The 23,843-nt window shown below is 67.9% G+C and carries 30 protein-coding genes; 18 read left to right on the top strand and 12 right to left on the bottom strand.

The window, feature by feature from the left end:
* Positions 1 to 67: 67 nt before the first annotated feature.
* The 4 genes from CQ039_RS00890 to CQ039_RS00875 all read right to left on the bottom strand — a co-directional run bounded on the left by CQ039_RS00890 (position 68) and on the right by CQ039_RS00875 (position 3,446).
* Positions 68 to 1,834, bottom strand: coding sequence for an asparagine synthase-related protein (locus CQ039_RS00890; protein WP_105564800.1), 1,767 nt, complete (start codon positions 1,832 to 1,834; stop codon positions 68 to 70).
* Complete coding sequence (locus tag CQ039_RS00885; protein ID WP_105568033.1) at positions 1,831 to 2,469, bottom strand: lasso peptide biosynthesis B2 protein; 639 nt, start codon at positions 2,467 to 2,469, stop codon at positions 1,831 to 1,833. The genes CQ039_RS00890 and CQ039_RS00885 overlap by 4 nt, the downstream gene beginning before the upstream one ends.
* A gap of 55 nt (positions 2,470 to 2,524) precedes the next feature.
* The gene (locus tag CQ039_RS00880) at positions 2,525 to 2,761 is read right to left on the bottom strand and encodes a hypothetical protein (RefSeq protein ID WP_105564798.1); all 237 of its coding nucleotides are present in this window, start codon (positions 2,759 to 2,761) and stop codon (positions 2,525 to 2,527) included.
* Between the two features lie 79 nt (positions 2,762 to 2,840).
* A complete protein-coding gene (locus CQ039_RS00875) occupies positions 2,841 to 3,446 on the bottom strand; it encodes a GntR family transcriptional regulator (protein ID WP_158256023.1) in 606 nt (201 codons plus the stop codon).
* A gap of 308 nt (positions 3,447 to 3,754) precedes the next feature.
* Here CQ039_RS00875 and CQ039_RS00870 point away from each other — a divergent pair, with 308 nt between their 5' ends.
* From CQ039_RS00870 to CQ039_RS00780, 18 genes are all read left to right on the top strand, one after another.
* Positions 3,755 to 4,153: a hypothetical protein gene (locus tag CQ039_RS00870; RefSeq protein WP_199183521.1), complete on the top strand. Its 399-nt coding sequence runs from the start codon at positions 3,755 to 3,757 to the stop codon at positions 4,151 to 4,153.
* A gap of 59 nt (positions 4,154 to 4,212) precedes the next feature.
* Complete coding sequence (locus CQ039_RS00865) at positions 4,213 to 4,464, top strand: helix-turn-helix transcriptional regulator (protein ID WP_105564795.1); 252 nt, start codon at positions 4,213 to 4,215, stop codon at positions 4,462 to 4,464.
* Positions 4,465 to 4,541: 77 nt separating this feature from the next.
* The gene (locus CQ039_RS00860) at positions 4,542 to 5,156 is read left to right on the top strand and encodes a lytic transglycosylase domain-containing protein (RefSeq protein WP_233190328.1); all 615 of its coding nucleotides are present in this window, start codon (positions 4,542 to 4,544) and stop codon (positions 5,154 to 5,156) included.
* Positions 5,153 to 5,455, top strand: coding sequence for a TrbC/VirB2 family protein (locus tag CQ039_RS00855; RefSeq protein ID WP_105564793.1), 303 nt, complete (start codon positions 5,153 to 5,155; stop codon positions 5,453 to 5,455). The genes CQ039_RS00860 and CQ039_RS00855 overlap by 4 nt, the downstream gene beginning before the upstream one ends.
* Positions 5,455 to 5,637: a hypothetical protein gene (locus CQ039_RS00850; protein WP_105564792.1), complete on the top strand. Its 183-nt coding sequence runs from the start codon at positions 5,455 to 5,457 to the stop codon at positions 5,635 to 5,637. Before CQ039_RS00855 ends, CQ039_RS00850 begins: the two co-directional genes overlap by 1 nt.
* Complete coding sequence (locus CQ039_RS00845) at positions 5,630 to 5,965, top strand: type IV secretion system protein VirB3 (protein WP_105564791.1); 336 nt, start codon at positions 5,630 to 5,632, stop codon at positions 5,963 to 5,965. The genes CQ039_RS00850 and CQ039_RS00845 overlap by 8 nt, the downstream gene beginning before the upstream one ends.
* Positions 5,958 to 8,333: a VirB4 family type IV secretion/conjugal transfer ATPase gene (locus CQ039_RS00840; RefSeq protein ID WP_105564790.1), complete on the top strand. Its 2,376-nt coding sequence runs from the start codon at positions 5,958 to 5,960 to the stop codon at positions 8,331 to 8,333. The genes CQ039_RS00845 and CQ039_RS00840 overlap by 8 nt, the downstream gene beginning before the upstream one ends.
* On the top strand, positions 8,333 to 9,052 hold the full coding sequence (locus CQ039_RS00835) for a type IV secretion system protein (protein ID WP_199183546.1): 720 nt from the start codon (positions 8,333 to 8,335) through the stop codon (positions 9,050 to 9,052). The genes CQ039_RS00840 and CQ039_RS00835 overlap by 1 nt, the downstream gene beginning before the upstream one ends.
* A gap of 226 nt (positions 9,053 to 9,278) precedes the next feature.
* Entirely contained in the window at positions 9,279 to 10,199 is a 921-nt protein-coding gene (locus CQ039_RS00825) for a type IV secretion system protein (protein ID WP_105564787.1), read from the top strand.
* Between the two features lies 1 nt (position 10,200).
* Positions 10,201 to 10,419: a hypothetical protein gene (locus tag CQ039_RS00820; RefSeq protein WP_105564786.1), complete on the top strand. Its 219-nt coding sequence runs from the start codon at positions 10,201 to 10,203 to the stop codon at positions 10,417 to 10,419.
* Positions 10,416 to 11,099, top strand: coding sequence for a virB8 family protein (locus tag CQ039_RS00815; protein WP_105564785.1), 684 nt, complete (start codon positions 10,416 to 10,418; stop codon positions 11,097 to 11,099). Before CQ039_RS00820 ends, CQ039_RS00815 begins: the two co-directional genes overlap by 4 nt.
* Positions 11,096 to 11,920: a TrbG/VirB9 family P-type conjugative transfer protein gene (locus tag CQ039_RS00810; protein WP_105564784.1), complete on the top strand. Its 825-nt coding sequence runs from the start codon at positions 11,096 to 11,098 to the stop codon at positions 11,918 to 11,920. Before CQ039_RS00815 ends, CQ039_RS00810 begins: the two co-directional genes overlap by 4 nt.
* On the top strand, positions 11,917 to 13,050 hold the full coding sequence (gene virB10, locus CQ039_RS00805; protein WP_199183520.1) for a type IV secretion system protein VirB10: 1,134 nt from the start codon (positions 11,917 to 11,919) through the stop codon (positions 13,048 to 13,050). The genes CQ039_RS00810 and virB10 overlap by 4 nt, the downstream gene beginning before the upstream one ends.
* On the top strand, positions 13,050 to 14,060 hold the full coding sequence (gene virB11, locus CQ039_RS00800) for a P-type DNA transfer ATPase VirB11 (protein ID WP_105564783.1): 1,011 nt from the start codon (positions 13,050 to 13,052) through the stop codon (positions 14,058 to 14,060). Before virB10 ends, virB11 begins: the two co-directional genes overlap by 1 nt.
* Complete coding sequence (locus tag CQ039_RS00795) at positions 14,026 to 15,897, top strand: type IV secretory system conjugative DNA transfer family protein (RefSeq protein ID WP_105690018.1); 1,872 nt, start codon at positions 14,026 to 14,028, stop codon at positions 15,895 to 15,897. The genes virB11 and CQ039_RS00795 overlap by 35 nt, the downstream gene beginning before the upstream one ends.
* Positions 15,897 to 16,556, top strand: a complete 660-nt coding sequence (locus tag CQ039_RS00790; protein ID WP_105564986.1) for an LPD7 domain-containing protein — start codon at positions 15,897 to 15,899, stop codon at positions 16,554 to 16,556. The genes CQ039_RS00795 and CQ039_RS00790 overlap by 1 nt, the downstream gene beginning before the upstream one ends.
* A 156-nt stretch (positions 16,557 to 16,712) precedes the next feature.
* Complete coding sequence (locus tag CQ039_RS00785; RefSeq protein WP_105564985.1) at positions 16,713 to 17,057, top strand: helix-turn-helix domain-containing protein; 345 nt, start codon at positions 16,713 to 16,715, stop codon at positions 17,055 to 17,057.
* Entirely contained in the window at positions 17,054 to 18,370 is a 1,317-nt protein-coding gene (locus tag CQ039_RS00780; protein ID WP_105564984.1) for a type II toxin-antitoxin system HipA family toxin, read from the top strand. The genes CQ039_RS00785 and CQ039_RS00780 overlap by 4 nt, the downstream gene beginning before the upstream one ends.
* Positions 18,371 to 18,377: 7 nt before the next feature.
* Here CQ039_RS00780 and CQ039_RS00775 read toward each other — a convergent pair whose 3' ends face one another.
* From CQ039_RS00775 to CQ039_RS00740, 8 genes are all read right to left on the bottom strand, one after another.
* The gene (locus tag CQ039_RS00775) at positions 18,378 to 19,325 is read right to left on the bottom strand and encodes a hypothetical protein (RefSeq protein WP_199183519.1); all 948 of its coding nucleotides are present in this window, start codon (positions 19,323 to 19,325) and stop codon (positions 18,378 to 18,380) included.
* Between the two features lie 80 nt (positions 19,326 to 19,405).
* Positions 19,406 to 19,927 (bottom strand): plasmid mobilization relaxosome protein MobC, encoded by a 522-nt coding sequence (gene mobC / locus CQ039_RS00770; protein ID WP_105564983.1) that lies wholly within the window; start codon positions 19,925 to 19,927, stop codon positions 19,406 to 19,408.
* A gap of 220 nt (positions 19,928 to 20,147) precedes the next feature.
* On the bottom strand, positions 20,148 to 21,038 hold the full coding sequence (locus tag CQ039_RS00765; RefSeq protein WP_105564982.1) for an ArdC family protein: 891 nt from the start codon (positions 21,036 to 21,038) through the stop codon (positions 20,148 to 20,150).
* Positions 21,039 to 21,104: 66 nt separating this feature from the next.
* A complete protein-coding gene (locus tag CQ039_RS00760; protein ID WP_105564981.1) occupies positions 21,105 to 21,398 on the bottom strand; it encodes a DUF736 domain-containing protein in 294 nt (97 codons plus the stop codon).
* Positions 21,399 to 22,150: 752 nt separating this feature from the next.
* Positions 22,151 to 22,870 (bottom strand): SOS response-associated peptidase, encoded by a 720-nt coding sequence (locus tag CQ039_RS00755; protein ID WP_105564980.1) that lies wholly within the window; start codon positions 22,868 to 22,870, stop codon positions 22,151 to 22,153.
* A gap of 43 nt (positions 22,871 to 22,913) precedes the next feature.
* The gene (locus CQ039_RS00750) at positions 22,914 to 23,180 is read right to left on the bottom strand and encodes a hypothetical protein (protein ID WP_105564979.1); all 267 of its coding nucleotides are present in this window, start codon (positions 23,178 to 23,180) and stop codon (positions 22,914 to 22,916) included.
* Complete coding sequence (locus CQ039_RS00745; protein WP_105564978.1) at positions 23,177 to 23,494, bottom strand: hypothetical protein; 318 nt, start codon at positions 23,492 to 23,494, stop codon at positions 23,177 to 23,179. The genes CQ039_RS00750 and CQ039_RS00745 overlap by 4 nt, the downstream gene beginning before the upstream one ends.
* Positions 23,495 to 23,497: 3 nt before the next feature.
* Positions 23,498 to 23,728 carry a hypothetical protein gene (locus tag CQ039_RS00740; RefSeq protein ID WP_105564977.1) on the bottom strand — a complete coding sequence of 77 codons (231 nt, stop codon included), beginning with the start codon at positions 23,726 to 23,728 and terminating at the stop codon, positions 23,498 to 23,500.
* Positions 23,729 to 23,843 lie beyond the last annotated feature (115 nt).

Below are 23,843 nucleotides of genomic sequence, written 5' to 3'. Positions count from 1 at the left end.
CGCGACCACCATGACGTTAAGCAACTGCTCGAGACCGGAAGCCGGGCTTCAGAAGCTCGCCCCCCCTCTACCCCAGGGCCGGATGATCCTGCCCATCGGCCAGGCGATCCTGTTCCGCCCGGTTCCGCCGCTCGATCCGTTCGCCCCAGTGTCGTGCCCAGACTTCCAGCACCGCGAGCAGTAGCGGGCGATTGCCCCCGGGCGCCCACATCAGGCGGTCCGGCGCCAGATCCTGCTCGAGCCTGGCCCGATCCAGCAGGCTCTGTTCCACAAGCCGGCCCTCTAGAAGAAAGGGCCGGAGAGAGGGAAGGCTCGACAGGACCACCTGGCCGTAGAAGGCGCTCAGATCCCCCTTGTCCCGACGTCGGGTGATCAGGTCAGGCAGGCGCTCAGCGAAGGCCAGGCGCGCCAGTCCGCGATCCCGGACTCCGGCCAGCAACAGATCCGACGGCACGCCGAGGACATGCTCCATGACGGACTGACCCAGCAGGGGATGGATAAGATCCGCCGCTCGCGCCCGCAGACAGTCTCCGTGGAAGAGCTGGCAGTTGACCAGACGCAGGATCTGGCCGCGCTTGGCGGGCGGAAGGTCGTCGCAGTCCTCCAGCCAGGGATGGCGTCGCCCCGCAGCCGGTGGAATGCGGGAGGGTCCAAGCGCCAGCCCCGCGACCGACCAGACCGAATGTCGCGTCCACCGACCGACCTCGGCCCAGTAGCCGGGCTCGAGCCCCCGCCATCCCCTGCGGCGACGGCGATCGACGACCACCCTGGCATCCGGGGCCTGGAAGAAGACGGCGTCCCCGCCCTGACCGGTCAGAAGGCCCGTCGCGCCCGCGGCCGCCAGGCGATCCGCCATATCCCGATCATAGGCGACATCAACCCCGTGCAAGGACGGACGCAGTCCCCACCCCAGGGGCGCCAGCAGTTCGGGTGTGATCGCTGCGACGGGTTTCTTCGCCGTCTCAAGCGAAAGCCGGTTCTTACGGGCGTTGGCCTCGGCGTAGATCCGCTCGTCACCCTCCGCGCGGTCGCCGTAGTAGTTGATGAAACGAGATCGCGCTGCTCCGCCTGACGCGGCGAGGCTGCTGGAGACGATGGCGGAATCCAGTCCGCCGGACATTTCCCCGACCAGTCGCTCATGACTCCCGGTCTCTGCCGCCACCGCCGCGTCCACCACGGACCGCAGCGCGCCGGGCGAGGGATCGGAACGACGCTTCCGCCAAATATCGGCCGGGGTCCACACCGCTTCCCGAAGAGGGTGGCCGGTCATCAGGGCGAACTCTCCCGGCGCGACTGCGGTCAGGCCGTGCAGCGGCGGCTGTTCGCTCACCAGCCCGGGCTGATCGACGATCTCGCCAAGACATTCCCAGTCGATCGCCAGACTGTCCGAAAGGAGGATGTCCGCCTCTGGCGGCGGCTGGTCGGCGGCCAGCCTCAGTCCGCCCCGGTTCCAGACCATGCAGTCCATCGCGCCCCCGGGATCGCGCAGGACTGCCAGTTCCCCTGCTTCCGTGCGCCAGACCAGAATATATCGCCCCGATCCGCCGTCGACCGCCGCCCGCGCCAGCCCCCGGGGGGTGCGACTGCCCCCGACCAGGGACGACAAGGCCTGGCCATGAGGCCGGTACTCGCCGATCAGGATGCAGCAGCGATGAATCTGACGCACCCGGGGCGTCCGTCCGGGGCCGACGAAGACTTCCAGGCCGTCGAGCGCCAGGACAGACCGCCAGCCCGCCTGCTCGAGGCCGCGACGCCCGGCATCGAGCACAGCCCTATCCACCGGATCCATGCGATCCGACTGGATGACTATATAGCCGCGATCCGAAGGTTTCATCGGCAGTAGATCGGCGTGTAGGAGGTCAGGCGTTCGACGTCGTCATTGAGACAGACGCCGTCCAGTTGCACCCAGCAGTGAGCCGTAAAGGGCCAAAGGCGGACGCCGAAGACCCAGTCGGCTTCAAGGCCGCGCCGCTGAAGGAAACGCATCAGAAGGGCCGACCTGATAAGGCACTCGCCCTCGATCGGCAGCCAGGGCGCCATGCGCCAGAAGACGCGCGCCGCCTCGGCGACGCGGGCCAGACTCCGGTCGCCATCCGGCCCTCCGGCCAGTGTCAGATAGTCCTTCACCCCGGCGCTCTTGCGGGCCTTCCGCACCGCGAACGCGGCCTTCAGGCCATCCAGCCACATCGGTAGCGTGGGCGGACGTCCCGCCGATTCATGAATGACAGAGACCAGGGGCCGTTCAGGCAGGGGCTTGCCCGGCATGACCGGACCCGGCCCCAACAGACCCGCCGCATCCAGGACCCCGAAGACGCCCGCGTCCTCGACCTGCAAAGCGCCGCCCTCGCCGGTCGTCACCGCGCCGCCCGCGCCCGGAAGGCAGAGATAGTCGTCCTTCTCCAGGTCGAGCAGTATCAGGGCGTCGCCGACCACGGCGGCATGAACGCCGGCCCTCAGCACAGGGGTCATATTCATCTCCCGGCGACCGTGAGGACGCCGCCCGTCGGGCGACGTCCTCGGCCGTTCAGCGGCTCGCGCCGCCCATTTCCCAGCGCTGGACCGGGATCAGTTCGAGAAAGCCGTCCGGGGAGTCCGCGCGGGTTTCCCGCCCGGCGACGCCGAGACGAACCACGTCGACGCGTGCGCCGATATCGTCGTAATGAAACACCGGATTGAGCTCTTCCTTCTCGGTGCCGGTCTCGGCGCGGGTATGGACGACGGCCGATCCAAGGCGGATCAGGCCGGACAGGGTCTTCAACATGACAGTACCTCCTGGAGCCGACGCGAAATGCATCGGCGTCATCAGGGAGCGCCGTCGCCTCTCTATTTGAAAGCTATATTCAATCTATACTTTGCTCTGATCGCCTCATGGCTCCGGCGATGCTGCCCGCCAGTCGAATTCGTCCTTCATGATATCGAACCGCAGCGGCCTTGAACTCAAGGATGCAATTGTCTTCTAAAAGGCCTTCGAGGCGATCCGCCACTTCGGGCGCGAGGGGAGCCGCCACCGCCTCCACAAGGCGGATCGGTCGGAGCCGCGCCGCCGCCAGGCGATAGGCGCGGTTAAGGACTCGGTTTCCCGACCTTGCCGTCACCCTGGCGAAGACCTGCTCCAGACGGCCGCCCGGGGATGCTTCCCCCATGTCCGGCCGCTCGATAGTGGCCACGATCGGCAGGTCGATAGCCCACAGCACAAGGCGTTGGTGATAATCATAAAGCTCGGCGATGTCGGTCGCCCCCAGGCTCAGCGCGAAATAGCCCCGACCGGGCCAGTGCTCGATGATCCCCTCGCCGGCGAGCCGCGCCAACGCCTCCCGGACGGGCGTAGGGCTCAACCTCAGTTCCTCAGCCAGGCGCGTGATGACCAGGGGCATGCCCGAGCCGAACCGGCCTTCACCAGCGAACTCTGAAAGAGCCGCAAGCGCCTGATGATAGGGATCACGCAACCTCATTGCCGCCCCTTGTCGCTCCTAAAATATTCGCGCGCTGACGACCAACAACCGCATGTTAATTTCGCTTGCGCGCAAGTTTTCAGCACCCGTTTCCTTACTGACTTTCATTTGAGTCAGGGCTGGCCCATTTTTCAACCCACAGGGGTGCTGGGATTTCGATCCCACCGCTTCATCAGCGGGGAGAGAGCCGGACGATGGGCCCGGAAAAACGCCAATCCCAGAGCGCGACCTTGTCGGCGTCGCTCCGTATGATCCGGATGCACCGCCGGATGCGCACCGTCGACGTGGCAGAGAAGATGGGGATGCGTCCCCGCACTTATGAGCTGTTCGAAGCCGGGAAGGGCAAGGTCCACCACGAACGCATCCATCGCTTCGCCCGGGTAACGGATTCCGACCCCTACGCCATCTTCGCCGCCATGGCCTTCGGGTCGCCGGAGTTCGCCCTGAGGGCGGCCGACAACAAGCTGGTGGAAATCCTCGTGGTCGCCCTGCACGCCCTGGACGAGGACATGGGCGACGGGATCGCCGAACTGGACGGTCGCACCATCATCAACGCCGTGACGCGGTCCTTCAAGGAACTCGCTTTGCAGGCGGTGCGCCGCGACGAGGCCGCCAATGCCTGGTTGAAACAGAGGCTCGCAAAACTGATTCCGCCCGACGAGACGGAGGACGAGGACACCACCGGAGACGGGGCGCCGTAGATCTCTCGCCGGGAAGTTGCGGGCTGGCCGCAAGGCCGGGGCGCGGTTGTGCTGGTCTTATGCGCCAGACCCCGCCCTTCCCGCTTCCCGCCCGCGCCCTGACCCATCGTCAGCGTCAGTGCCTGACGCTCGCGGCTGAAGGCCTGACCTCCGCCCGGATCGGCACGGCGCTCGGCCTGTCGCCTCGCACCGTCGATGAACACCTGGCGGACGCCTGCAATCTGCTGGGCGTGCGGACGCGCATCCAGGCCGTCGCCAGGCTCACGGCCGCTTTATCCGACTCCCCCACTCCGGTGAGCACGCCACCGTAGACTTGCGACGGGGGGGCCGCGGGTCGATGGCCCGGCCGCGGCGAGGCTGAATGGCGCTCCAAACCTGGAGGCCCGCCTTGCTCGATCTCGCCGCCATACTCATCCTCGCCCAGACCTGCTCGCCCCAGACCGCGCCGCATACGCTGGCTGCTGTCGCCTACGCCGAAAGCCGGTTCGACCCCCTGGCCATCGGCGTCAATCGCGGACCGCGCCCGGCGCGCCGACCTCAGAACGCAGCGGACGCCGCCCGGATCACGCGCGACCTTCTTCAACGGGGCGCCAACCTCGATCTCGGCGTGGCCCAGATCAATAGCGACAACCTGGACTGGCTCGGTCTGAGCCCGGAAGCCGCCTTTGATCCCTGCCGCAATCTCGCCGCCGCCGGTCAGGTTCTGCGCACGGGCTTTCGGCCGAAGGCGGACGAGACGCCGCAGCAGAGCCTGAGGGTCGCCCTCTCGCGATACAACACCGGCCACCCGAGCCGGGGCTTTCGCAACGGCTATGTCGCCAGGGTCGAGGCCGCCGCCGAGACCTTGGGCCTAGGTCAGGCCGCGCCCGAGATCCCGCACACCGCCCGGATCACGCCAGCCGCGCCCCCACCGGTCGCCGCCTGGGACGTGTTCGGACGCGCGCAAATCGCCGCGACCCTGGTCTTCTTCTCCACCGAAAACACCACGGGAGGTCAAAGATGACCCGATCCACCTCAAAGGCGCAGCGCCTCTGCGCCGCCGCTCTGATCGCCGGCGCCTCCAGCCTTCTGCTGGCAGAGCCCGCCCTCGCCTCAGCCAATATCGAAGGCCTGCTCCAGAACGTCGTCGATATGCTCACTGGCAATACGGCGCGCCTGCTCGCCGTCCTGGCTGTGGTCGTGGTCGGCATTCTCTGGATGTTCGGTCTGTTCGACCTGCGCCGGGCCGCCATTGTCGTGCTCGGGATCATCGTCGTCTTCGGCGCAGCCGAGATCGTCAATCTGATCACCGGCGGCGCCTGATGACCGCCGCCACAGCCCTTCTCGCCGTAAGCGTCGCCGGTACCGCCTTCGCACTCGGGCTGGCGCTCGGGCGACGGTTGATCTCGGCCCTGCGCTTGGCCCAGATCGCCGGCGGTCTCGGGTGCGGCCTGATCATCGCCCTCGCCGCCAGCCAGTTCTTCGCCGGAGGCGGACATGGCTGAAGAACGCCTTGCCGAAGACCCGCTCTTCCTGGCCTGCACAAGGCCGGCCATGGTCATGGGCGTTCCCATGGAGGCCATGGGGGTCAATGTCATCCTCTCCGGGCTCGTCTTCCTCATCGGAGGCAGCCTGCTCTACCTGCAGGTCGCCCCCGTCCTGCACATGGTGTTTCGCGCCATCTGCCGCGCCGACCACAACGCCTTCCGGCTGCTCTTCGTCTATGTCGACACCAAGGGCCGGGCCCGCAACGCCGCCCTCTGGGGCGGAAGCTCGCCTTCGCCCCTCCCCCTGGTCCGCCGTTACCGCGCCGCGGAGCTGATCCGTGGCTGAGGGCTGGGTCAGCAACAGCCGGCTCAGGCGGGAAGGCGACGCCCGATCCCACCTGCCCTATGCGCGGCACGTCAACGACCACGTCGTGGCCCTCGACAGCGGCGCCCTCATGCTGGTGTTCCAGATTGAGGGCGCGAGCTTTGAGACGGCCGACGCCCGCGACCTGAACGATTGGCACCTGAAGCTGAACCAGGCCTGGCGGAACCTCGCCGACGAGCAGTTCGCCATCTGGCACCACGTGGTGCGTCGTCGGGTCGAGCTCGAGCCCTCCACCGGCTATCGCTCAACCTTCGCCGCCGAGCTCGGGGCCGCCTATGACGCCCGGGCGACCGAACGGCCCCTGTGGGTCAATGAGTTGTTCGTCACCCTGGTCCTGCACCCGGGACGCGAGCCCTCCGACCGGACCGCCGCCCTTATGCGGCGTCTTCGCGCGACGCGGCGCGAAGACGCGGAACCCGCCATGATCCAGGTGCGCCGGATCGAGGAGGCGGGACGCGATCTCGCTCAGTATCTGGCCCGCTATGCCCCGCGCCGCCTTGGCCTCTATGAGAAGAACGGCGTCTGGTTCTCGCAGCCCATGGAGATCATGGGGCTTGTCCTCACCGGACAGCGATCGCCCGCGCCCATCGTCTACGGCCACCTCGGCGCCGCCCTCTACACGACACGCGCCATCTTCGGCCGGGAGACCCTTGAGCTGCGGGATGTGGCGGCGGCCCGCTACGCCGGCGTTCTGGCCATCAAGGAATATCCAGCCACGACCCGGACCGGGTTGTGGAACGCCCTGCTCAGCGCCCGCTTCAGTTTCGTCGTCACCCAGTCCTTCGCCTTCCTGTCCAAGGCCTCCGCCCGGGCTGTGATGGAGCGCAAGCAGAACCAGATGGTCTCGGCCCGCGACCGGGCCGGCTCCCAGATCGCTGGACTATCCGAGGCCCTGGACGAACTGACGAGCAACCGCTTCGTCATGGGCGAACACCAGGCCTCGGTCTTGGTCTATGGCGACACGCCGACGGAACTGGCGGATCATCTGTCCAAGGCGCGCGCCCTTCTGGCGGACTCAGGCCTGGTGGTGGCGCGCGAGGACCTCGGCCTCGAAGCCGCCTTCTGGTCCCAGTTTCCCGGCGCCTTTGCACGACGCACCCGCCCGGCGGCCATCACCTCGCGCAATTTCGCAGCCCTCGCACCCTTCCACGCCCATCCTGTCGGCAAGGCGACTGGAAACCACTGGGGACCTGCCGTCGCCGCCCTGAGAACAACCGCCGGCTCGCCCTTCTATTTCAACTTCCATGTCGGCGACCTGGGCCATGCCTTCATCTGCGGCCCCTCCGGGTCCGGCAAGACGGTCGTCCAGAACTTCATGCTGGCCCAGTTGGAGCGGTTCGGCGCTCAGCAGATCTTCATCGACAAGGACCGTGGCGCGGAGATCTTCGTGCGCGCCTGCGGCGGGACCTATCTGGCGCTGGCTAACGGCGAACCGACCGGCTTCGCCCCGTTCAAAGCCCTGCCCCCGTCACCCCATAACCGCGCCTTTCTGGTCCAGCTGGTCAGGGTCCTGGTCAGCCGTCCTGACGAGACCCTGACGGTGGCCCAGGCCCGGGCGATCGATCATGGCGTCGCGGCGCTGGAGGCCCTTCCCCGCCGGCAGCGCTCCATCGCCGCCCTGAGGAGCCTGTTAGGCCAGGGCGACGCCGGCGGCGTCGGCGCCCGGCTCGAGCGCTGGCAGCGCGGGGGTCCGCTGGGCTGGGTCCTCGACAACGATGAGGACGCCCTGAGCTTGGGGGCCTCTCTGGTCGGCTTCGACATCACCCAGGTGCTGGACCATGACGAGGTCCGTACCCCGGCCATGCTCTATCTCTTCCACCGCATCGCCGAACGCGTGGACGGACGCCGGCTGGTCCTCGACATCGACGAGTTCTGGAAGGTGCTCGGCGACCCCGCCTTCACGGACCTGGCCCAGGACGGCCTGAAGACCTGGCGTAAACAGAACGCCCTGATGGTGTTCGGCACCCAGTCGCCCGCCGACGTGCTCCTCTCGCCGATCGCCCACGCCATCCTGGAGCAGTGCGCGACCAAGATCTTCCTGCCCAACGCCCATGGTCAGGCTCGCGACTATGTCGACGGCTTCGGCCTGAGCGAGGCCGAGTTCCATCTGGTCCGGGACGTGCTGACGCCCGAGTCTCATCGCTTTCTGGTCAAGCAGGGCCACAACAGCGTGGTGGTCGAACTCGACCTCACAGGCATGGACGACGCCCTCGCCGTCCTCTCGGGCCGGACCGAAACCGTCGCCCTGCTCGACCGGATCCGCGCCGAGGCGGGCGATGACTATGCGCAATGGCGCGACCTCTTCCATGCCCAAAGGAGAGCCTCATGATGTCCCGTTCGCTCGCGGCCCTGGTCGCCGCCTTCGCCTTGTCGCCCGCCGCCGCCCAGGCCCAGCACATCGTCCACGACCCGACCGCCTATGCCAAACTGGTCGAGGACGCCCGCACCGCCCTGCAGCAACTTCGCGCGCTTCAGGCCCAGGTCGAACAGGGCCAGGCCCTTTTCGACAGTCTGAACTCGATCTCCGACGTCAACGACCTGGCGAGCGCCCTCGGCCTGCCCGAGGTTCGCAATCCTCTGCCGGACCTTCGGGCCCTGCGGGCGGCGGCTGACGGCGACCTGACAGCGCTCGGCGATCTTGCTGACCGCGCTGACGCCATCCGCCGCGAGACCCGCCTCTACACCCCGCCCTCAGGCGATCTTCCGACAGCCGAAGCCTATTACCGCGACAGCCTCGAACGTTCAGGGGCCCGGACAGCCCGGGATCTGGCCATCGGAGAGGCCGTCAGCCAGGCGTCCGACCAGAGGCTTGAAGGATTGGAAACCCTGCGCCGCGCCCTGGACGTCGCCCCCAATGCGCGCGCCGTCATGGATCTCGACGCCCGGCTCGCGGCCGAACAGGCCCTGATCCAGAATGAACAGCTCCGCCTGCAGGGGCTGGCCCTGACCCAGGCCGCGGAAGCCCGGCTCGAGGAGCAGCGCGCCCGCGAACAGGCCGAAGCCGCAAGGACGGCCCGCCAGGCTGTCTATGAGCGCGCCTTCCAATGACCCGGCGCGTCGCCCCTCTCGCCTTCGCCGTCCTAGCGGCCTGCTCGTCCCCTGTGCAGGATGCCGAGACCTTCGCGCGTTCACCCCAGACCGCAGCCAGAGCCGTCGCGGACTGCGACGCAGGTCTGAGGACCCGCGATTGCATCGCCGCCCGTCAGGGCCTGGCCGAGGCCCGTCGCCAAATGAGGATGGCCGCCTATGCCCAGACCATTCGGGAGCCGTGACGATGGCGTTCCGAGTCTTCGAGCCGAGCTATGACTTCATCGACGGCCGCCTCAACGACTTCCTTGGCAGCCGGCTGTCCGCGGTGATCGCCGAGGTCGAGGGTCCTCTGAGGATCGCTCTCGTCCTCTATGTGGTCCTCTACGGCTTCGCCATTCTGCGCGGGGCCATCAGCGAACCGGTGATGGATTTCGCCGTCCGCTCGATCAAGCTCGCCCTGATCTACGCCCTGGCGACCACGACCGCCTATTCCAGCTTCGTGACCGAGCCGCTTTTCACCGGCCTGCCCAATGTCCTGACCCGCGCCGTCAGCGGAGCTGAGGCCCCGAGCGTCGGCGCCGCCTTCGACCAGTTCTTCGCCTATGCGGCCTGGCTGGGCGAGGACATCGCCCGCGACGCCTCGACCTTCAATCCGGGCCCCTATGTCATCTCGGCGGCGGTCTTCATCATCGGCGCCCTGGCGGCTGCTCTCGGATTCGGCGTGGTGCTGGTCGCCAAGCTGGCCCTGGCCCTGCTGGTGACCCTGGGTCCGATCTTCATCGCCTGCGCCCTGTTCGACGCCACCCGCCGCTTCTTCTTCGGCTGGCTGAGCCAGGCAGTGAACTACCTCGTCCTCTTCGCCCTGATGATCGTCATTTTCCAACTCGTCCTCTCCCTGGTGCGGGACCAGTGGGGCTCGATCCAGGGCGCAGACCCGATGATCGGCGGCCTCATCTTCATCGCGCTCTGCCTGCTCGGCGCGATCTTCTTCCTGCAGACCCCGGCCATAGCCGCAGGCGTCGCGGGCGGCGCCAGCGCCGGCCTGGCCGATTTCGCCAACGCCGCCACCCTGGGATCCGGCGGCTCGGGCGGCGCCCGTGGGCCTCTGGAGGCCAGCCGCCAGCCGCCCAAGGGCGGCGGAACCATCCGACCGAATGGAGCCTGACATGTCTCTTCGCTTCCTGCCGCCCTTCGTCTGCCTTCTGGGGGCCTACGCCCTTGGCGGCTGCGCCTCCCTGTCCGGACCCGACCTGCCGACCTGCGACGGGACGGCCCGAAGACCCGCCAATCCCTATGGCTCCGTTCTGACGCCCGACCCGGCGACGTCGCCTCAGGCCGTCGCACCAGCCCACGCCAAAGCGCCGCAGACCGGAGGCTGCACGTGACCGGCGTCCCGTCCGACGAGCTCAAGCGCTACTTCGCCCAGGCGCGACGCTGGGACCAGGATCGTCTGTCTTCCGCCCTTCGCTCGCGACGCTTCGCTTGGATCGCGGCCGGCGCGACCACGCTTCTCGCCGCCGCCTCGAGCCTGGCCGTCATCGCCCTGACGCCGCTGAAGACCAGCGAACCCTTCGTCATCCGCGTCGATCAGTCGACCGGGGCGGTAGACGTGGTCAGGGGTTTGTCGGCAGACCAGGGGCCGGCGCGCTACGACGAAGCCGTCAGCAAATACTTCCTCGCCCAATATGTCCGCGCTCGCGAAGGCTATCTCGACCCGGCCGCCGAGGACGCCTTCCGCATGGTGTCCATCCTCTCGGCTCCAGGCGAACAGACGCGCTGGTCTGAGCTCTACCGCGGCTCCAACCCTCAGAGCCCGCAGAACCTCTATGGCCCTGACGGCGAGGCCGTCGTCGCTATCCGCGCCATCAGCTTCATCAACGAGGATGTCGCCAATGTCCGCTTCCGCCGCACGCTCCGCCACGCCCGGCAGGTCGTCGAGAGCGACTGGATCGCCACCATAGCCTTCACCTGGACCCGTGCGCCGATGACGGAGGCGGACCGGCTGCGCAATCCCCTTGGGTTCCAGGTCGTCTCCTATCGCGCCGATCCGGAGGTCATCCGATGAAAGCCCTCGTCCTATCCATCAGTCTGGGCGCCCTGACGCTCGCCAGCCCCACCCTCGCCCAGGAGATGCCGGACGCCCGCATGCGCGAAGTCGTCTATGCCCCCGGCGAGGTCTATCGGGTGGCCGGGGCCTTCCGCACCGCAACCCAGATCGTCTTTTCTCCCGAGGAGACCATCCGACACGCCGCCATTGGCGACAGCGTGGCCTGGGAGGTCGCCGCCGAAGGCTCGGTCCTCTTTCTGAAGCCACGCGAGCGCCACCAGACCACCAATCTCCTCGTGGTCACCGACCGCGCGGGGCAGGCCCGACACTACGCCTTCGAACTGGTCGCTCGGGATCCGGGGGCGCGCGCATCGATCGCCTATCAGATCCGCTTCCTCTATCCCGACGACGATCAGGCCCGCGCCGTCGCCGGCCTCGCCCGGGCCGCCGACATCGCGGAGCAAGGCCTCATCAGCCTGGAACTGCAGCAGGGCGCGGTCCTGGGACCGCGCAATCTCGCCTATTCGGTCCAGGGCGACAGCCGACTTCAACCCAGCGAAGTGAGCGACAACGGCCGCTTCACCATCCTGCGCTTTCCCGGCGCCCAGGCCATCCCGGCCCTCTTCGAGATCGGCGAGGACGGAAGCGAGCGGCTGATCCCCTATGACGTTCGCGGAGAGTTCGTGGTCATCCACGGAACAGCGCGCGCCCTGCGTCTGCGTCGCGGCGCTTCGGTGTTGTGCATCTTCAACGACGCCTGGGACACGCGCGGCGTCGCCATGCCCGGCGGCACGGCCTCTCCGATGGTCGAGCGCGCCCCGACGGGAGGCCGGCCATGACCACCGAGCCGCTGCCCCCGCCCGAGGCGCCAGACCGTCCCGAGGTCCCGCCGAACGGTCAGGACCGGGGCATATCCCCCATCGCGGGACGGCTGGGCGGACGCCAGGGACGGATGATCACCCTGGCTGCATTGGCCGCCGGCTGCGGCGTATTCCTCTTCGCGACCTGGGATCGGGGCGACGCCCGGGATCGGAAATCTCAGACCGCCGACGAGCCGGCGCGACAAGGCGCGCCCTTCGAACCTGCCCGCCGAACAGAGCCCCCGCTTCTCTCCGACGACATTGACCCGTACGCACTCCCGCTGATTGACGAGGGTGATCCCCTACCGGCGATCGAGCGACCTCAGGACACGACCGGCGCCGCGCCCTCGGGCGTCTCGGCGGCGGAACAGAGGCGCGTGCTGGCCGAGAGCGCCCGGCGGGCGCCGCTGCTGGCCTATAGTCGCTCCGGCCGAGCTTCGACCGGCGCCGATCACGCAACGCCCCTGCCGGTCACCGCGCCCCAAAGCCCGACTTCGCTCGACGAACTTCGCCGCCTCAGCCCTATCGGCCAGGCCCAGGCGGGCCGTCTCCCGGATCGCAACCTCCTGATCACCGCCGGGACCAACCTGCCCTGCGTGCTGCAGACCGCCATGGACAGCGCCACGCCTGGCTACGTCAGCTGCTTGGTGTCTCGCGACGTCTTCTCGGACAATGGCGCCGTGGTGCTGATGGAGCGCGGGACGCGGGTTCTGGGCGAGTATCGCGGCGGGCTTGAAGCCGGCCGTCGCCGGCTCTTTGTCCTCTGGACGCGGGCCGTCACCCCGACGGGCGTGGCGGTGGCGCTTGCCTCGCCCGCCACCGACGCCCTGGGCCAATCCGGCTTCGACGGCGAGATCGACACCCGTTTCTGGGACCGTTTCGGCGGCACCCTTCTGTTGTCGATCGTCGATGACGGCGTCTATGCGGCGGCCGGCCGCGGACAGGAGTTCCAGTCCTCGGCGCGGGTCCCGTCCGACGCCGCCGCCGTCGCCCTTCAGAACTCCGTCGCCATCCCGCCGACTCTGCGCAAGGCGCAAGGCGCCGAGGTCTCCATCTTCGTCGCCCAGGATCTCAACTTCGCGGGCGTCTACCGCCTTCGGCCGCGCTGATGGAGGACACGTCCGTCCTTGACCACTACCTCGCGCCGCTCCGCCCCTTCCTGGTGCCGGACGCGGTCACGGAGGTGGTGATCAATCGTCCGGGCGAGGTCGGGGTCGAAGCCGGCGGCCAATGGCGCTGGCACGAGGTCGCCGATCTGAGTGAGGCCTGGCTGCGTACCCTGGCGGTCGCGGCCGCAGCCTTCACCCGGCAGGACGTCGACGCCGAACATCCAATCTGCTCCACCATCCTGACGGGAAACGAGCGGTGCCAGATCGTCCTTCCGCCGGCCGTACCGAGCGGCGCCGTCTCCCTGACCATCCGTAAACCCTCGCGCCGCCGCATGGGACTCGAGGATTTCGAAGCCGCCGGACTGTTCGCGGCGGCGACCGCCGTGAGGGGCGACGAGGTCGACCCCACGGACACCGCCCTGACCGCCCTGCGCCAGGCCGGAGACTGGCCCGGCTTCTTCCGGCTGGCGGTGGAGAGCCGGCGCAATATCCTCATCTCCGGCGCCACAGGCTCGGGCAAGACCACCTTCGCCAAGGGACTGGTGGAGTTGATTCCCGCGCATGAGCGGCTGCTGACGATTGAGGACACGCGCGAACTGGTCGTGCCCCATCGCAACGCCGTCCATCTCCTCTACGCCAAGGACGGACAGGGTCCGGCCAAGATCGGTCCCAAGGCCCTGCTGGAAAGCGCCCTGCGCATGCGACCGGACCGGATCCTGTTGCAGGAACTCCGCGACGGCGCGGCCGCCTTTTTCTTCCTGCGCACCGTCAACTCGGGCCACCCCGGCTCGATCACCACCGTGCACGCTGACTCAGCGGCCCTGGCCTTCGAACAGCTCACCCTGCTGGTGCGCGAATCCGAAGGCGGCCGCGACCTTCCGCGCGACGATATCCGCAGCCTGCTGCACCTGATGGTGGATGTGGTGGTCCAGATGAAGAAGGTCGACGGCTGCTTCCAGATGACGGAGGTCTGGCATGACCCCGCTCGCAAACGCCTCGCCCGCGGCTAGGGCGGCGGCTTACGCCGTCGCCGGCCTCGCCCTGACCGGCATCGGCGCAGCGCTGACCCTGGTCATCGCCCTGACCGGAACGGGACAGCTGGTTTCCGATCTCGACTGGGTCAGGCTTCCCGCCTGGGTCTGGCGATCCCGCCAGGATCACGAGCTGATGCGCTGGCTGGGCGTCGGCGCCGGCTCAAGCGCCCTCCTGCTCACCGTCATGGCCGCAGCGGTCGCCCTTTCGCGCCGCCGACCGCTCCATGGCGCCGCGCGCTGGGCGAACGGCGCGGAGATCGCCCGGGCCGGGCTCAGGGCGCGATCCGGCATTTTGATCGGCCAGGCCAAGGGCCGCCCCCTGGTCTTTGACGGCCCCGAGCACGTCCTGCTCCACGCCCCGACCCGCACGGGCAAGGGCGTCGGCGTGGTCATTCCCAATCTCCTGACCTGGCCGGGCTCGGTCGTGGTCCTGGACGTCAAGCAGGAGAACTGGGCCGCCACCGCCGGCTATCGCGCCTGCTGCGGCCAGACAGTCTGGCGCTTTGATCCCCTCGACCCGCAGGGTCGGACCGCCCGCTACAATCCGCTCGGCCACATCAACCGGCGCAACCCTGTCGAGACCCTCGACGAACTCCAGAAGATCGCAACCATGCTCTTCCCGGCGCCCGAGCATGCTGATCCTTTCTGGAACGAGGCGGCGCGGACCGGCTTCATCGGCGTGGGCGCCTATGTGGCCGAGACGCCGGATCTGCCCTTCACACTCGGCGAGATTTTTCGCCAGCTCACCGGCGGCGATCCTCGTCGGCGCTTTCCCGCCCTGGTCGAGGCGCGCGCCCTCTCCGAACGCCCCTTGTCGTCCTATTGCGTCGCCGCCCTCATCGACTTCGCCACGGCCGGCGAGAACACCTTCGCCTCCATCAAACAGACCATCACGGCGCGTATGGCGCTCTGGCTGAATCCCCTGGTCGACGCCGCGACGTCGGTCTCGGACATGGACCTGAGGACCCTGCGCTCCCGCCCGACCTCGATCTATCTTGGCGTCTCTCCGGACAATGTCGCGCGCTGCGCCCCGCTCTACAGCCTCTTCTTCCAGCAGCTCGTAGATCTGAATACCCGGCGGTTACCAGATCGGCGTGCCGAGCCGCTGGAAGTCCTGGTCCTGCTCGACGAGTTCGCCCGTCTCGGCCATGCCGGCGTCCTCGCGCGCGCCTTCGCCTATGTGGCCGGCTATGGGCTGCGCCTCCTGCCCGTCCTGCAGAGCCCCGCCCAGCTCCGGGCCATCTACGGGCCGGACGTCGCCGAGGAGATCATGTCGAACTGCGCCGTCGAGGTCGCCTTCGCCCCGAAGGAACTGAAGACGGCCCGTGATCTCAGCGAGCGGCTCGGCGCCTATACCTACGCCGCCCTGTCCCGCAGCCGGCCCGCCATGTTGGGCTCCGGAAAGCGCTCGGTCACCCTGTCCGACCAGAAGCGCCCCCTGATGCTGCCCCAGGAGCTGATGCAGATGGACGCCGAGGCCATCATCGTCCTGAAGGCCGGCCTGCCGCCCATCTTCGGCCGCAAGCTTCGCTTCTTCACCCACCCGGCCCTGAAACGCCGCCCCATCGCGCCTCCGGAGGTGCCGTCCATACCCCGGCCGGCAACGCCCCCGCCCCTTCCAACGCTTCCCCCCTCAAAACAGACCGGTGAAAGCGACGACTGGAGCTTCGAGGGTCTGGTCCGTTCGCTTGAGCAGGAGGGCGCGCCCCTGCCACCGCCCCAAGGCGCCGCCGAGGCCCAGGTCGCGGCCTGGGTGGACGCCGTCATCGACCATGCGGTCGCGCCGCGAGACCGCACCGACGGGAGAGAGTGATGGCCAGAAACAGAACCGCCGAGACGCCAGGCCGCGAGACGGAGAATGGACTTGGCCCGCCGCCCGGCCGTTCTCCGAGAGCGGCCCCGATCTCGCGTCACAAGGGCGACCTGCCCGAGGGGCTGGAGGCGAAATACCTGGTCGAGCACGACCGGAGAGGCAGGGCCGAACGCTTCCACCGGGACAACCGGGGCGAAGACGCGCTTTTCCGTGATCACGGCGGACGCCTGACCGCGCGCGAGCCCTATCCGGACGTGGTTAGGGACATGTTGCGGATCGCCGACCACCGCGGCTGGCGCGAGATCGTCGTCAGTGGCGACCCCGCCTTCCGGCGCGAGGTCTGGGTCCAGGCTCAGGCCCTAGACCTCCAGGTGCGGGGCTATCGCCCCCGGGAGATCGACCGTCAGGCGGCGGAGCGGAAAACCCCGGCCGGCAAGACAGCCAAAAAGGATGGTGATCGGGCCCGCGCCCAAGCACAGGCCCCATCGCGGATGGCCCAGGTCGCGATCGCCGTTCGCTCGCTCATAAAGGACCCCGCCGCCCAGGCCCGTCTGATGCAGCGCGCCGTCGCCCGCGTGATCCGCCACCTCGACGCCGGTAGGCTGTTCGAACGCGAGGCCGGTCAGGCCCAGACACGAAGACGGGACCGAGAGCGTTGAAGTACAACCGTCCATATATGAACGATTATACTCCAAAGACGACACAACCACTCATATATGAGCGATACCAGAGTCGCTATTGGACTCCTCACAATCGTTCATATATAGACGTTACCATGTCCCATGAGCGATAATCGCTCATATATGGAGGATTGCATGTCGCGCGCCGAGGCAGAGATCAATCGCCAGGCTGAACGTCTGGGTCGCGGACTGGCGGCTGAACGCCTCAGCCGGAACCTCACCCAGGCGCAGCTCGCGACGGAGGCAGGGATTTCCCTCAGCACCCTGCGTCGTCTGGAAGACGGAAAGAACGTCTCCCTCGACAATCTCATCCGCGCAATGGACGCCCTGCAGATCGCCGGCCGCCTCGACGCCCTGACGCCCGCCTTGGACATCCGTCCGGTCGAACGGGTGCGGCCGGCCGGCAGGGAACGCCAACGCGCAGCGCCAGCATCCTCGCCCCCACCCGCCTCCCGCTGGGCCTGGGGCGACAAGTCATGACCGACGCCACCATCCGCCTTTGGGGCACGGACATCGGCGCCGTCAGCTGGGTCGAGGCGCGCGGCCATGCCGTCTTCCAGTACATGCCCGACTTCCTCGGCAGCGGCGTGGAGTTGGCGCCGCTCGCCATGCCGCTGAACGCGGCCCCCTACGCCTTTCCGGAACTGCCGCGAGACGCCTTCAAGGGCCTGCCGGGTCTCCTGGCGGATTCCCTTCCCGACAAATACGGCAACGCCCTGATTGACGCCTGGCTCGCACGCGAAGGCCGGGACGCCGCCAGCTTCAATCCCGTCGAACGCCTCTGCTACATCGGCACGCGCGGCATGGGGGCGCTTGAGTTCCACCCGACCGTGCTCAAGGCCGAGCGCCGTTCGCGCCCGATCCAGATCGACGCCCTCGTCGATCTCGCCAACCAGGTCCTCGACGCCCGCGCCGACCTGCACGGCGTCCTGTCCGGAGAAGACGACCGGGATACGCTGGAAGAGATCCTGCGCGTCGGCACCTCGGCCGGCGGCGCCCGCGCCAAGGCCGTCCTCGCCTGGAACGCCACAACCGGCGAGTTCCGGTCCGGCCAACTCCCCGCGGATGCCGGCTTCACCTACTGGCTGATCAAGTTCGACGGGGTAAGCAACAACCGCGACAAGGAGCTTGCCGATCCCCAGGGCTTCGGCTTGATCGAATACGCCTTCTCGCGCATGGCGGCCGACGCCGGCATCGACATGTCCGAATGCCGCCTTCACCAGGAAGGCGGCCGAAGCCATTTCATGACCCGGCGCTTCGACCGGACGTCCACGGGCGACAAGCTGCACATGCAGTCCCTGGCGGCCATCCGTCATTTCGATTTCAACGCCACCGGCGCCTATGCCTACGAACAGGCCGTCGAGACCATTCGCCGGCTCGGCCTGCCGGCGGTCGATATCGAGCAGCAGTTCCGCCGCGCGGTCTTCAACATCCTGATCCGCAACCAGGACGACCACGTCAAGAACATCGCCTTCCTGATGGACCGCACCGGCGCCTGGCGGCTCTCCCCCGCCTATGACGTGGCCTATGCCTACAACCCCTCAGGCCCCTGGACCCGACAGCACCAGATGAGCCTGAACGGCAAGCGCGACGACTTTAACCTGGAGGACCTCGTCGCCTTCGGGGCCTACTGCGGCTTCAGCCGGAGAAGGGCCCTCGCCCTCATCGCGGAAGTCAGCGCCCCGGTATCGGCCTGGCGCGCCTACGCCGACGACGCCGGGGTCTATGAGGCCGATGCGGTCCGCATCCAGCGCGCCCTCCGCCTTGAACTGAAGGCGGCCAAAACCGACTGACATCGCCTCAGCGGGAACGGCCCCGGGCCCCCGGCTCCGGCGACCGCGTCGCTCCACCATCAGCGCGATCCCGGACCGCCGCGATCTCGTCGCGCAGGCGCATCCGCCGGGTCTCGGGCTTGGGCAGGCCGCGGACGAAGGCCTCGACCGAACGGCCGAGTTCGCGTTCCCGTGGATCAACAGAGCGGGACAGGGCCAGGGCATCAGCGACATAGGCGCGCCGGATGAGACGCTGACGCTCAATCGACTGACGCTCCCAGCTTGCCATCTCGCCCTCCCCGCGCGCCGCCTCGCGCAAGGCGCCCGCGAGCACCTTCGGCATGGGGCCGGCCCCAGCCTCGAACCGCTCACGCGCCTTGCGAACCGAGGTGTGCTCCGCCTTCTGCACGACGCCCCGCGCGCGCCGCGGCGTCGCCTCCGCCTCGACGCCTCGCTCCCGCAGGGCTTCGGCGAAGACCTCCCGCCATCTCTGGAGGTCCGCCTTCCTCGGATTCAGCCGCGCGCCCTCGCGCCCTGACATACGAACGGTCAGGTGGACGTGCGGATGCCGGTCCTCGTCGTGCAGGACGAAGACATAGGCGAAGCGCTCGCCGAACACCTTCTCCGCGAAGGCCCGCGACGCGTCCTCGACACGGAAGGCCTCCGTGCCCGCCGGCATGCTGAGCACGATCGACATGGAGACAGCCGTTCGCCGTCGTAGCGGCTCGACCGACAGTTCCCCCGCCCAGTCGTCCGCGAGCGCCCGCACCTCGACGCGACCGGCCAGACGCTCGCCGTCCGGACCTTCCAGAGGCAGGCGTCCGCTGCGGGAGATATAGTCGAGGTGACGGGCGAGATGGCCGGCGTCTCGCGTCTTGCCGGTGATCTTGACCATGGCTTCCGGCACGCGTCGGGCCACGCGCGCGAGCGCCGCCCGCGCCCCCTTGCCGCCGCCCGATCCACTCGGCCCAAGCACCGGCCGCGTGATCCGCGCACGGCCTGGCTGAACCGGCGGCCGCAGCGCCTCCTCGAAACCGAATGGCGACCGGAAGTCCGTCACGACCCGGCCGACCAGTAGTCGAGATTGCCCTCAAACGCCCGACGCAGACCCGACAGGCCGCCCCTGACTTCCTCTGCGAAGGCGACGACCCGGGCCAGTTCCTCATCAGGCGCCCGCTCTCCCGGAACCGTCGCGTTCACGGTCCGAGCGATCTGGTTCAGGTTCACGCCGATACGACGCAGGTCGCGCTGGACCTCGATGAAAGCGGCAGCCTCGGGCGGCGAAAGCTGCGGCCGTGCATGGAGCCGTCGGCGCACGAGGGCGACCACCCACTGTGTGCGAGACAGACCGACCGCCGCAGCCGCGACCTCAACGGCAGCAAGGTCGGTGGCGCCCAGTCTCAAGGTCAGCTTTCCGGTCAGCAGCTCCGCCGGCGCCGTTCCGGAGATCGGATCCCCATCCGCCGCCGAACCCTCGATCAGCCGCCTCAACAGCCTCGACCGACCGCCGCAAGCGCTCGCCGCCGCATCGAAGCGGCGGGCCAGGTCAGGAGGAAGACGAACGGTGAAGCGGTCCATAGGGAAAAGGCTCTGTCAGACATTGCCGGCGCAAAGCCTATCCTGCCCTAGACCGCTCATTGCCTCTCCCCGTAGGCCTACGGATGATCCCACCCCGCCCGACGGGCGGCTTTGCGCGCTCAACCGCCACCTCAGCACGACAGAAGGCAGAGAGGTCCAGCCCACCTTCCCGGCCGGCGCCGTCGCAGCGATGCGGGACACCGACCGGTAGAGGCCGATTTCAGCTATCGGGTTGCAGCATATGCAGCCATGCCACCGCGCGCTGTGCGTGGGCGGCGGCCGAGACGATGAACCGCTTGTCATCGCGCAGCACCTGGAGCCAGGAAGCGATATAGGCGGCGTGGTCCTCGCGAGGCTCGAGCGCCAGACCAAGGTCGGCGCAAAGGAAGGCCGCGCCGAGTTCCGCGACCAGTTCCTCTCGGGCATAGCCTTCGTCGCCGTGACGTTGACGGCCAAGATCCCGATCTAGCCGGCTGGCATGACGGGTCCAATGGGTCATCTCATGGCCCAGGGTGGCGTAGTAGCTCTGGGCGTCCTGGAAACTCTCGAATGCAGGCATCTGCACGACGTCCGGTCCCGGCGCATAGTAGGCGCTTCCGCCGCCGTGCCGGACATCCGCTCCGCATGCCTTGAAGAAGGTCTCCGCCGTGCTGAGGCGAACCTCAGGATTGATCGTCGGCTGCGGCTGGGGCGCATAGCGCTCAGGAAGATCGTCGATCTGGGCGGTGTTGAAAACCGTATAGGCCTTGAGGAAGGGAATGCGGGAGGTCTCGTCCTCGCCCCCTTCCGAGGTGTCAGTACGGATCAGGGTGTTGGCGTAGACCACGGAAGACCCGCGTTCGCCCTTCCGGACATGGCCTCCAAGCGCCAGGGCCTGGCGGAAGGTCATCCAGGTCGGTGCGGTGAATCCTTGTATGGCGGCCTCCGACCAGAGGAGAAGGATGTTGATGCCGCTGTAGGGCGTGCCGTCGTGCCGGAGCGGTCGGCTGACGCTGGTCGAGGCGGCCCAGGGTTGGTTCCAGGGACGGACCCCGGCCTCCAGTTGGGCGATGATCTGGTGGGTGATGCGGGTGTGGATATCGGGGCGTGCGGGTTCGTTCGGGCGCGTCATGGCGGCCTCCTCGAATGGCGATAAAGGGATGGGCGGCGGCGCTGCCTCAGCGCCGCCGCGGCTCGGTCAGCGTGACCAGATCAGGCTGAACCCGTCCTCGGCCTCGACCAGGGAGGCGTAGATCGGAGCCGAGAAGCTGGGATCGTCGAGCTTGACCGAGAGGTAGTCGCGGTTCTCCCGGCTCGTCCTCTTCCAGGCTGCGCCGAACTCGGTCTGGCCAGCGAAGATGCGATAGTCGGGCGCCTTGTCGTCGCTCTTCTCGTTGGGCCGGAAGGCCGCCGCCTTGACGTTGAGGGTCAGGGTCTTGATCGAACCGGTGTAGCCGTCGCCTTGAGCGGTGAAGGTGCCGATGGAAGCCATGGTCGTCTCTCCTTGCTTTCGGGCCACGCCTGCCGCGGCCTCGATGGCGATCGGGAGACCGGGATCCGGGCGGCGCGCAGGGCGAACGTAGTCGAGCCCCCGCAGCGAAGCGGAGGACCGCAAGGGAGACTTTCCTGTTTCGCGAGGAAGGCCGTCAGGCCGGGGATGAAAGTCGAGCGCGCGGTTGCGCCAGCCGACCGGTTATCGGTCAGATACGCCCTTCGAGAGGTCGCGCCGTCTGGCGCGTTTGCAGGAGAATGTCCTCGCCTTCCGAGGCCCCCTCCTCACTCAGGCAAAGCCGCCCGAACCGATCCGCCCGCCCCCGAACGACTTGCGGCGGTCAGAGACCAGGAAGAGCGTCGGGTCCAGCGCGCCTGCCGGCAGCAACCGCAAGGACGCCGCTTCGGGCGCCTAAGAGGATCAGACCGCACCGCCCTGCAGTCGGCATGCTGATCGGCCGCCCCGGCTACGAGGGCCGCCATTACAGACGGGGTCGATGAAGGCCGAAAAGGCTAGGCCGTCCTGATCTCGGGCGCTTAAGGGCACCCGCGGAAGCGTTCAGCAGATCACCCCTACTGCTCCAATCCTGATCGGATCAGCCCGTGCGACGCCTCAATCGCGACGCCGTTTCCTCGCACATCAAAGCCCTGAAACGCAGCCAGATCGACGCGCCAATCCAGCCGGCCTTACGTGAACGCTCATGCAAATAAAGGGCGTCGCGCGACAGCTTAAGCGCCAAGGTTTTCTCGTCCTCAGGCCTCATCCAGCTTCCCTCCCCGCGCCACGATGCGAAGCGTCCCATCGGCCAGCGGCCGCTGCAAGCTCCGCGCCTCCTCCCAGGTCGCCGACATCCATCGCTCGATCTCCGACGGTTGAGTCAGAATGACCGGCATGGCCTTGGGGTGAACGGCCTCCACCTCGGCGTTGGGTCTGCAGGTCAGAAAACCAAACAGATCAATCGTCTCGAGGCCGGTGTTGATCTTGCGCACACCGGTCCAGTCCGGCATCCAAAGACCGGCGAAGAAGGCCAGGGGACGATCTTCAGCCAGGGCGAACCAGATGTCGCCGCCCGCCTCGCGATTGAACTCGCTGAAGCTGGTGAAGGGGACCAGACATCGCCTGGCCGGACCCAGGTGCGGCGCCCAGTGCCGACTGTCCGTGTTGCGGATATTGGTCAGGCCCTTGTCCGGTTCGATTTTCAGCAAGGCGTCAAAATCGACGCTGCCGCCTCGTGCACGCATCTTGTCCGCGCGTCGGCCCGCAGCCTCGAAGATGACCTGGGGCGACGACGGCATGCCCCAGCGCGCCAGGGCCAGCTCCCGCACGCCGTCGGCGCCGGTCCGGACAATGGGGGCGGGATAGTCTGGGAATATCCCGGGCATGGGCGCGAGGTTGCCGGTCAGGTCACGCATGGCCTTGGCCGCGTCGCGGATCGCCGCCTGTCCCTTCGTCAGCGAGTAGTTGTTGCACATCAGTTCAACCTCTCACGCCAAATCTCGGCTGTGGAGTCGTTCTCTAGCGCGGCCATTTTGTATGTTCGGGACGTTTGACGAAGGCATCCGGCAGGCCTCGGCGGCCCGCCGAGTCCGCTCCGCTCCAGATCGCGGGATTGCCCGTCCAATCGATCGCCGCCGTCCGCACAGCGTCGAAGGCGTTCACCACGGACCGATATTCAGGCGTGGAGGGACGGAGTTGGATCATCAGCCCCTCAAGAATGTCCCGGGCCTCCTTCAGCCGGGCCAGGTCGTGATCACTCGGTCGGGCGCGACGCGGCGTTCTCATCCCAGAGCCTCCTTGGCGCTGATCTCGTTGGGTTTCTGCAGTCGCCAGAACAGGCCGATCTGCTGCCCAGGCGGGGTGCCCATGAAGACCATCCGCCCGGAACACCCCAGACGTCGGCACCGGCAGGTCCGGCCGAACAAGGTTAGGTCCGGCCCGTTGAGCCGCACCATCAGGTCCAGGTCGATGCGCAGATCAAGCTGGCAGGCCTGACAGCGCGCCATCGCCACCCAGCCCCGCCGCCGCATCTCCGACGCCGAAATCGGCGTCGCCAGATGATAGGCGAGCGGTCGTTGCTCATAGGCACGGAAACCCATGGCTCAGGCGCGACCGCCCGAGGTCAGGCGTTCGAAGAGCGCCCTGCCCTTTGCCGCCGCATCGGGCGATATCCGCGCGAGTTCGGCCGCGATGCGAACCTGCATGTTCAGCAAGACGGGGTCCGCCCGCGCGGCCTCCCCGTGCTGCCAGAGCGCCATTAGACGGCCGAGAGCGAAATCCTCGCGCGTCGGTTCCGCAACCGACAGCGCCCTTCCTTCCAAGTTCATTTGCATGGTGCAGCTCCCAGACCAGCCGACCGACCCATCGCCGCTCTAGGCGGTGGAGGCTCCTCCGCACAAGTCAAATGTTCTTATTTTGTTCCAAGTCTGTGAAGAAGCCGAGCGGAGG

Source organism: Brevundimonas sp. MYb52 (assembly GCF_002979535.1).
Classification (GTDB): domain Bacteria; phylum Pseudomonadota; class Alphaproteobacteria; order Caulobacterales; family Caulobacteraceae; genus Brevundimonas.
Note: the sequence above shows the minus strand (reverse complement) of the source record. Positions and strands in the feature narration are given on the sequence as shown.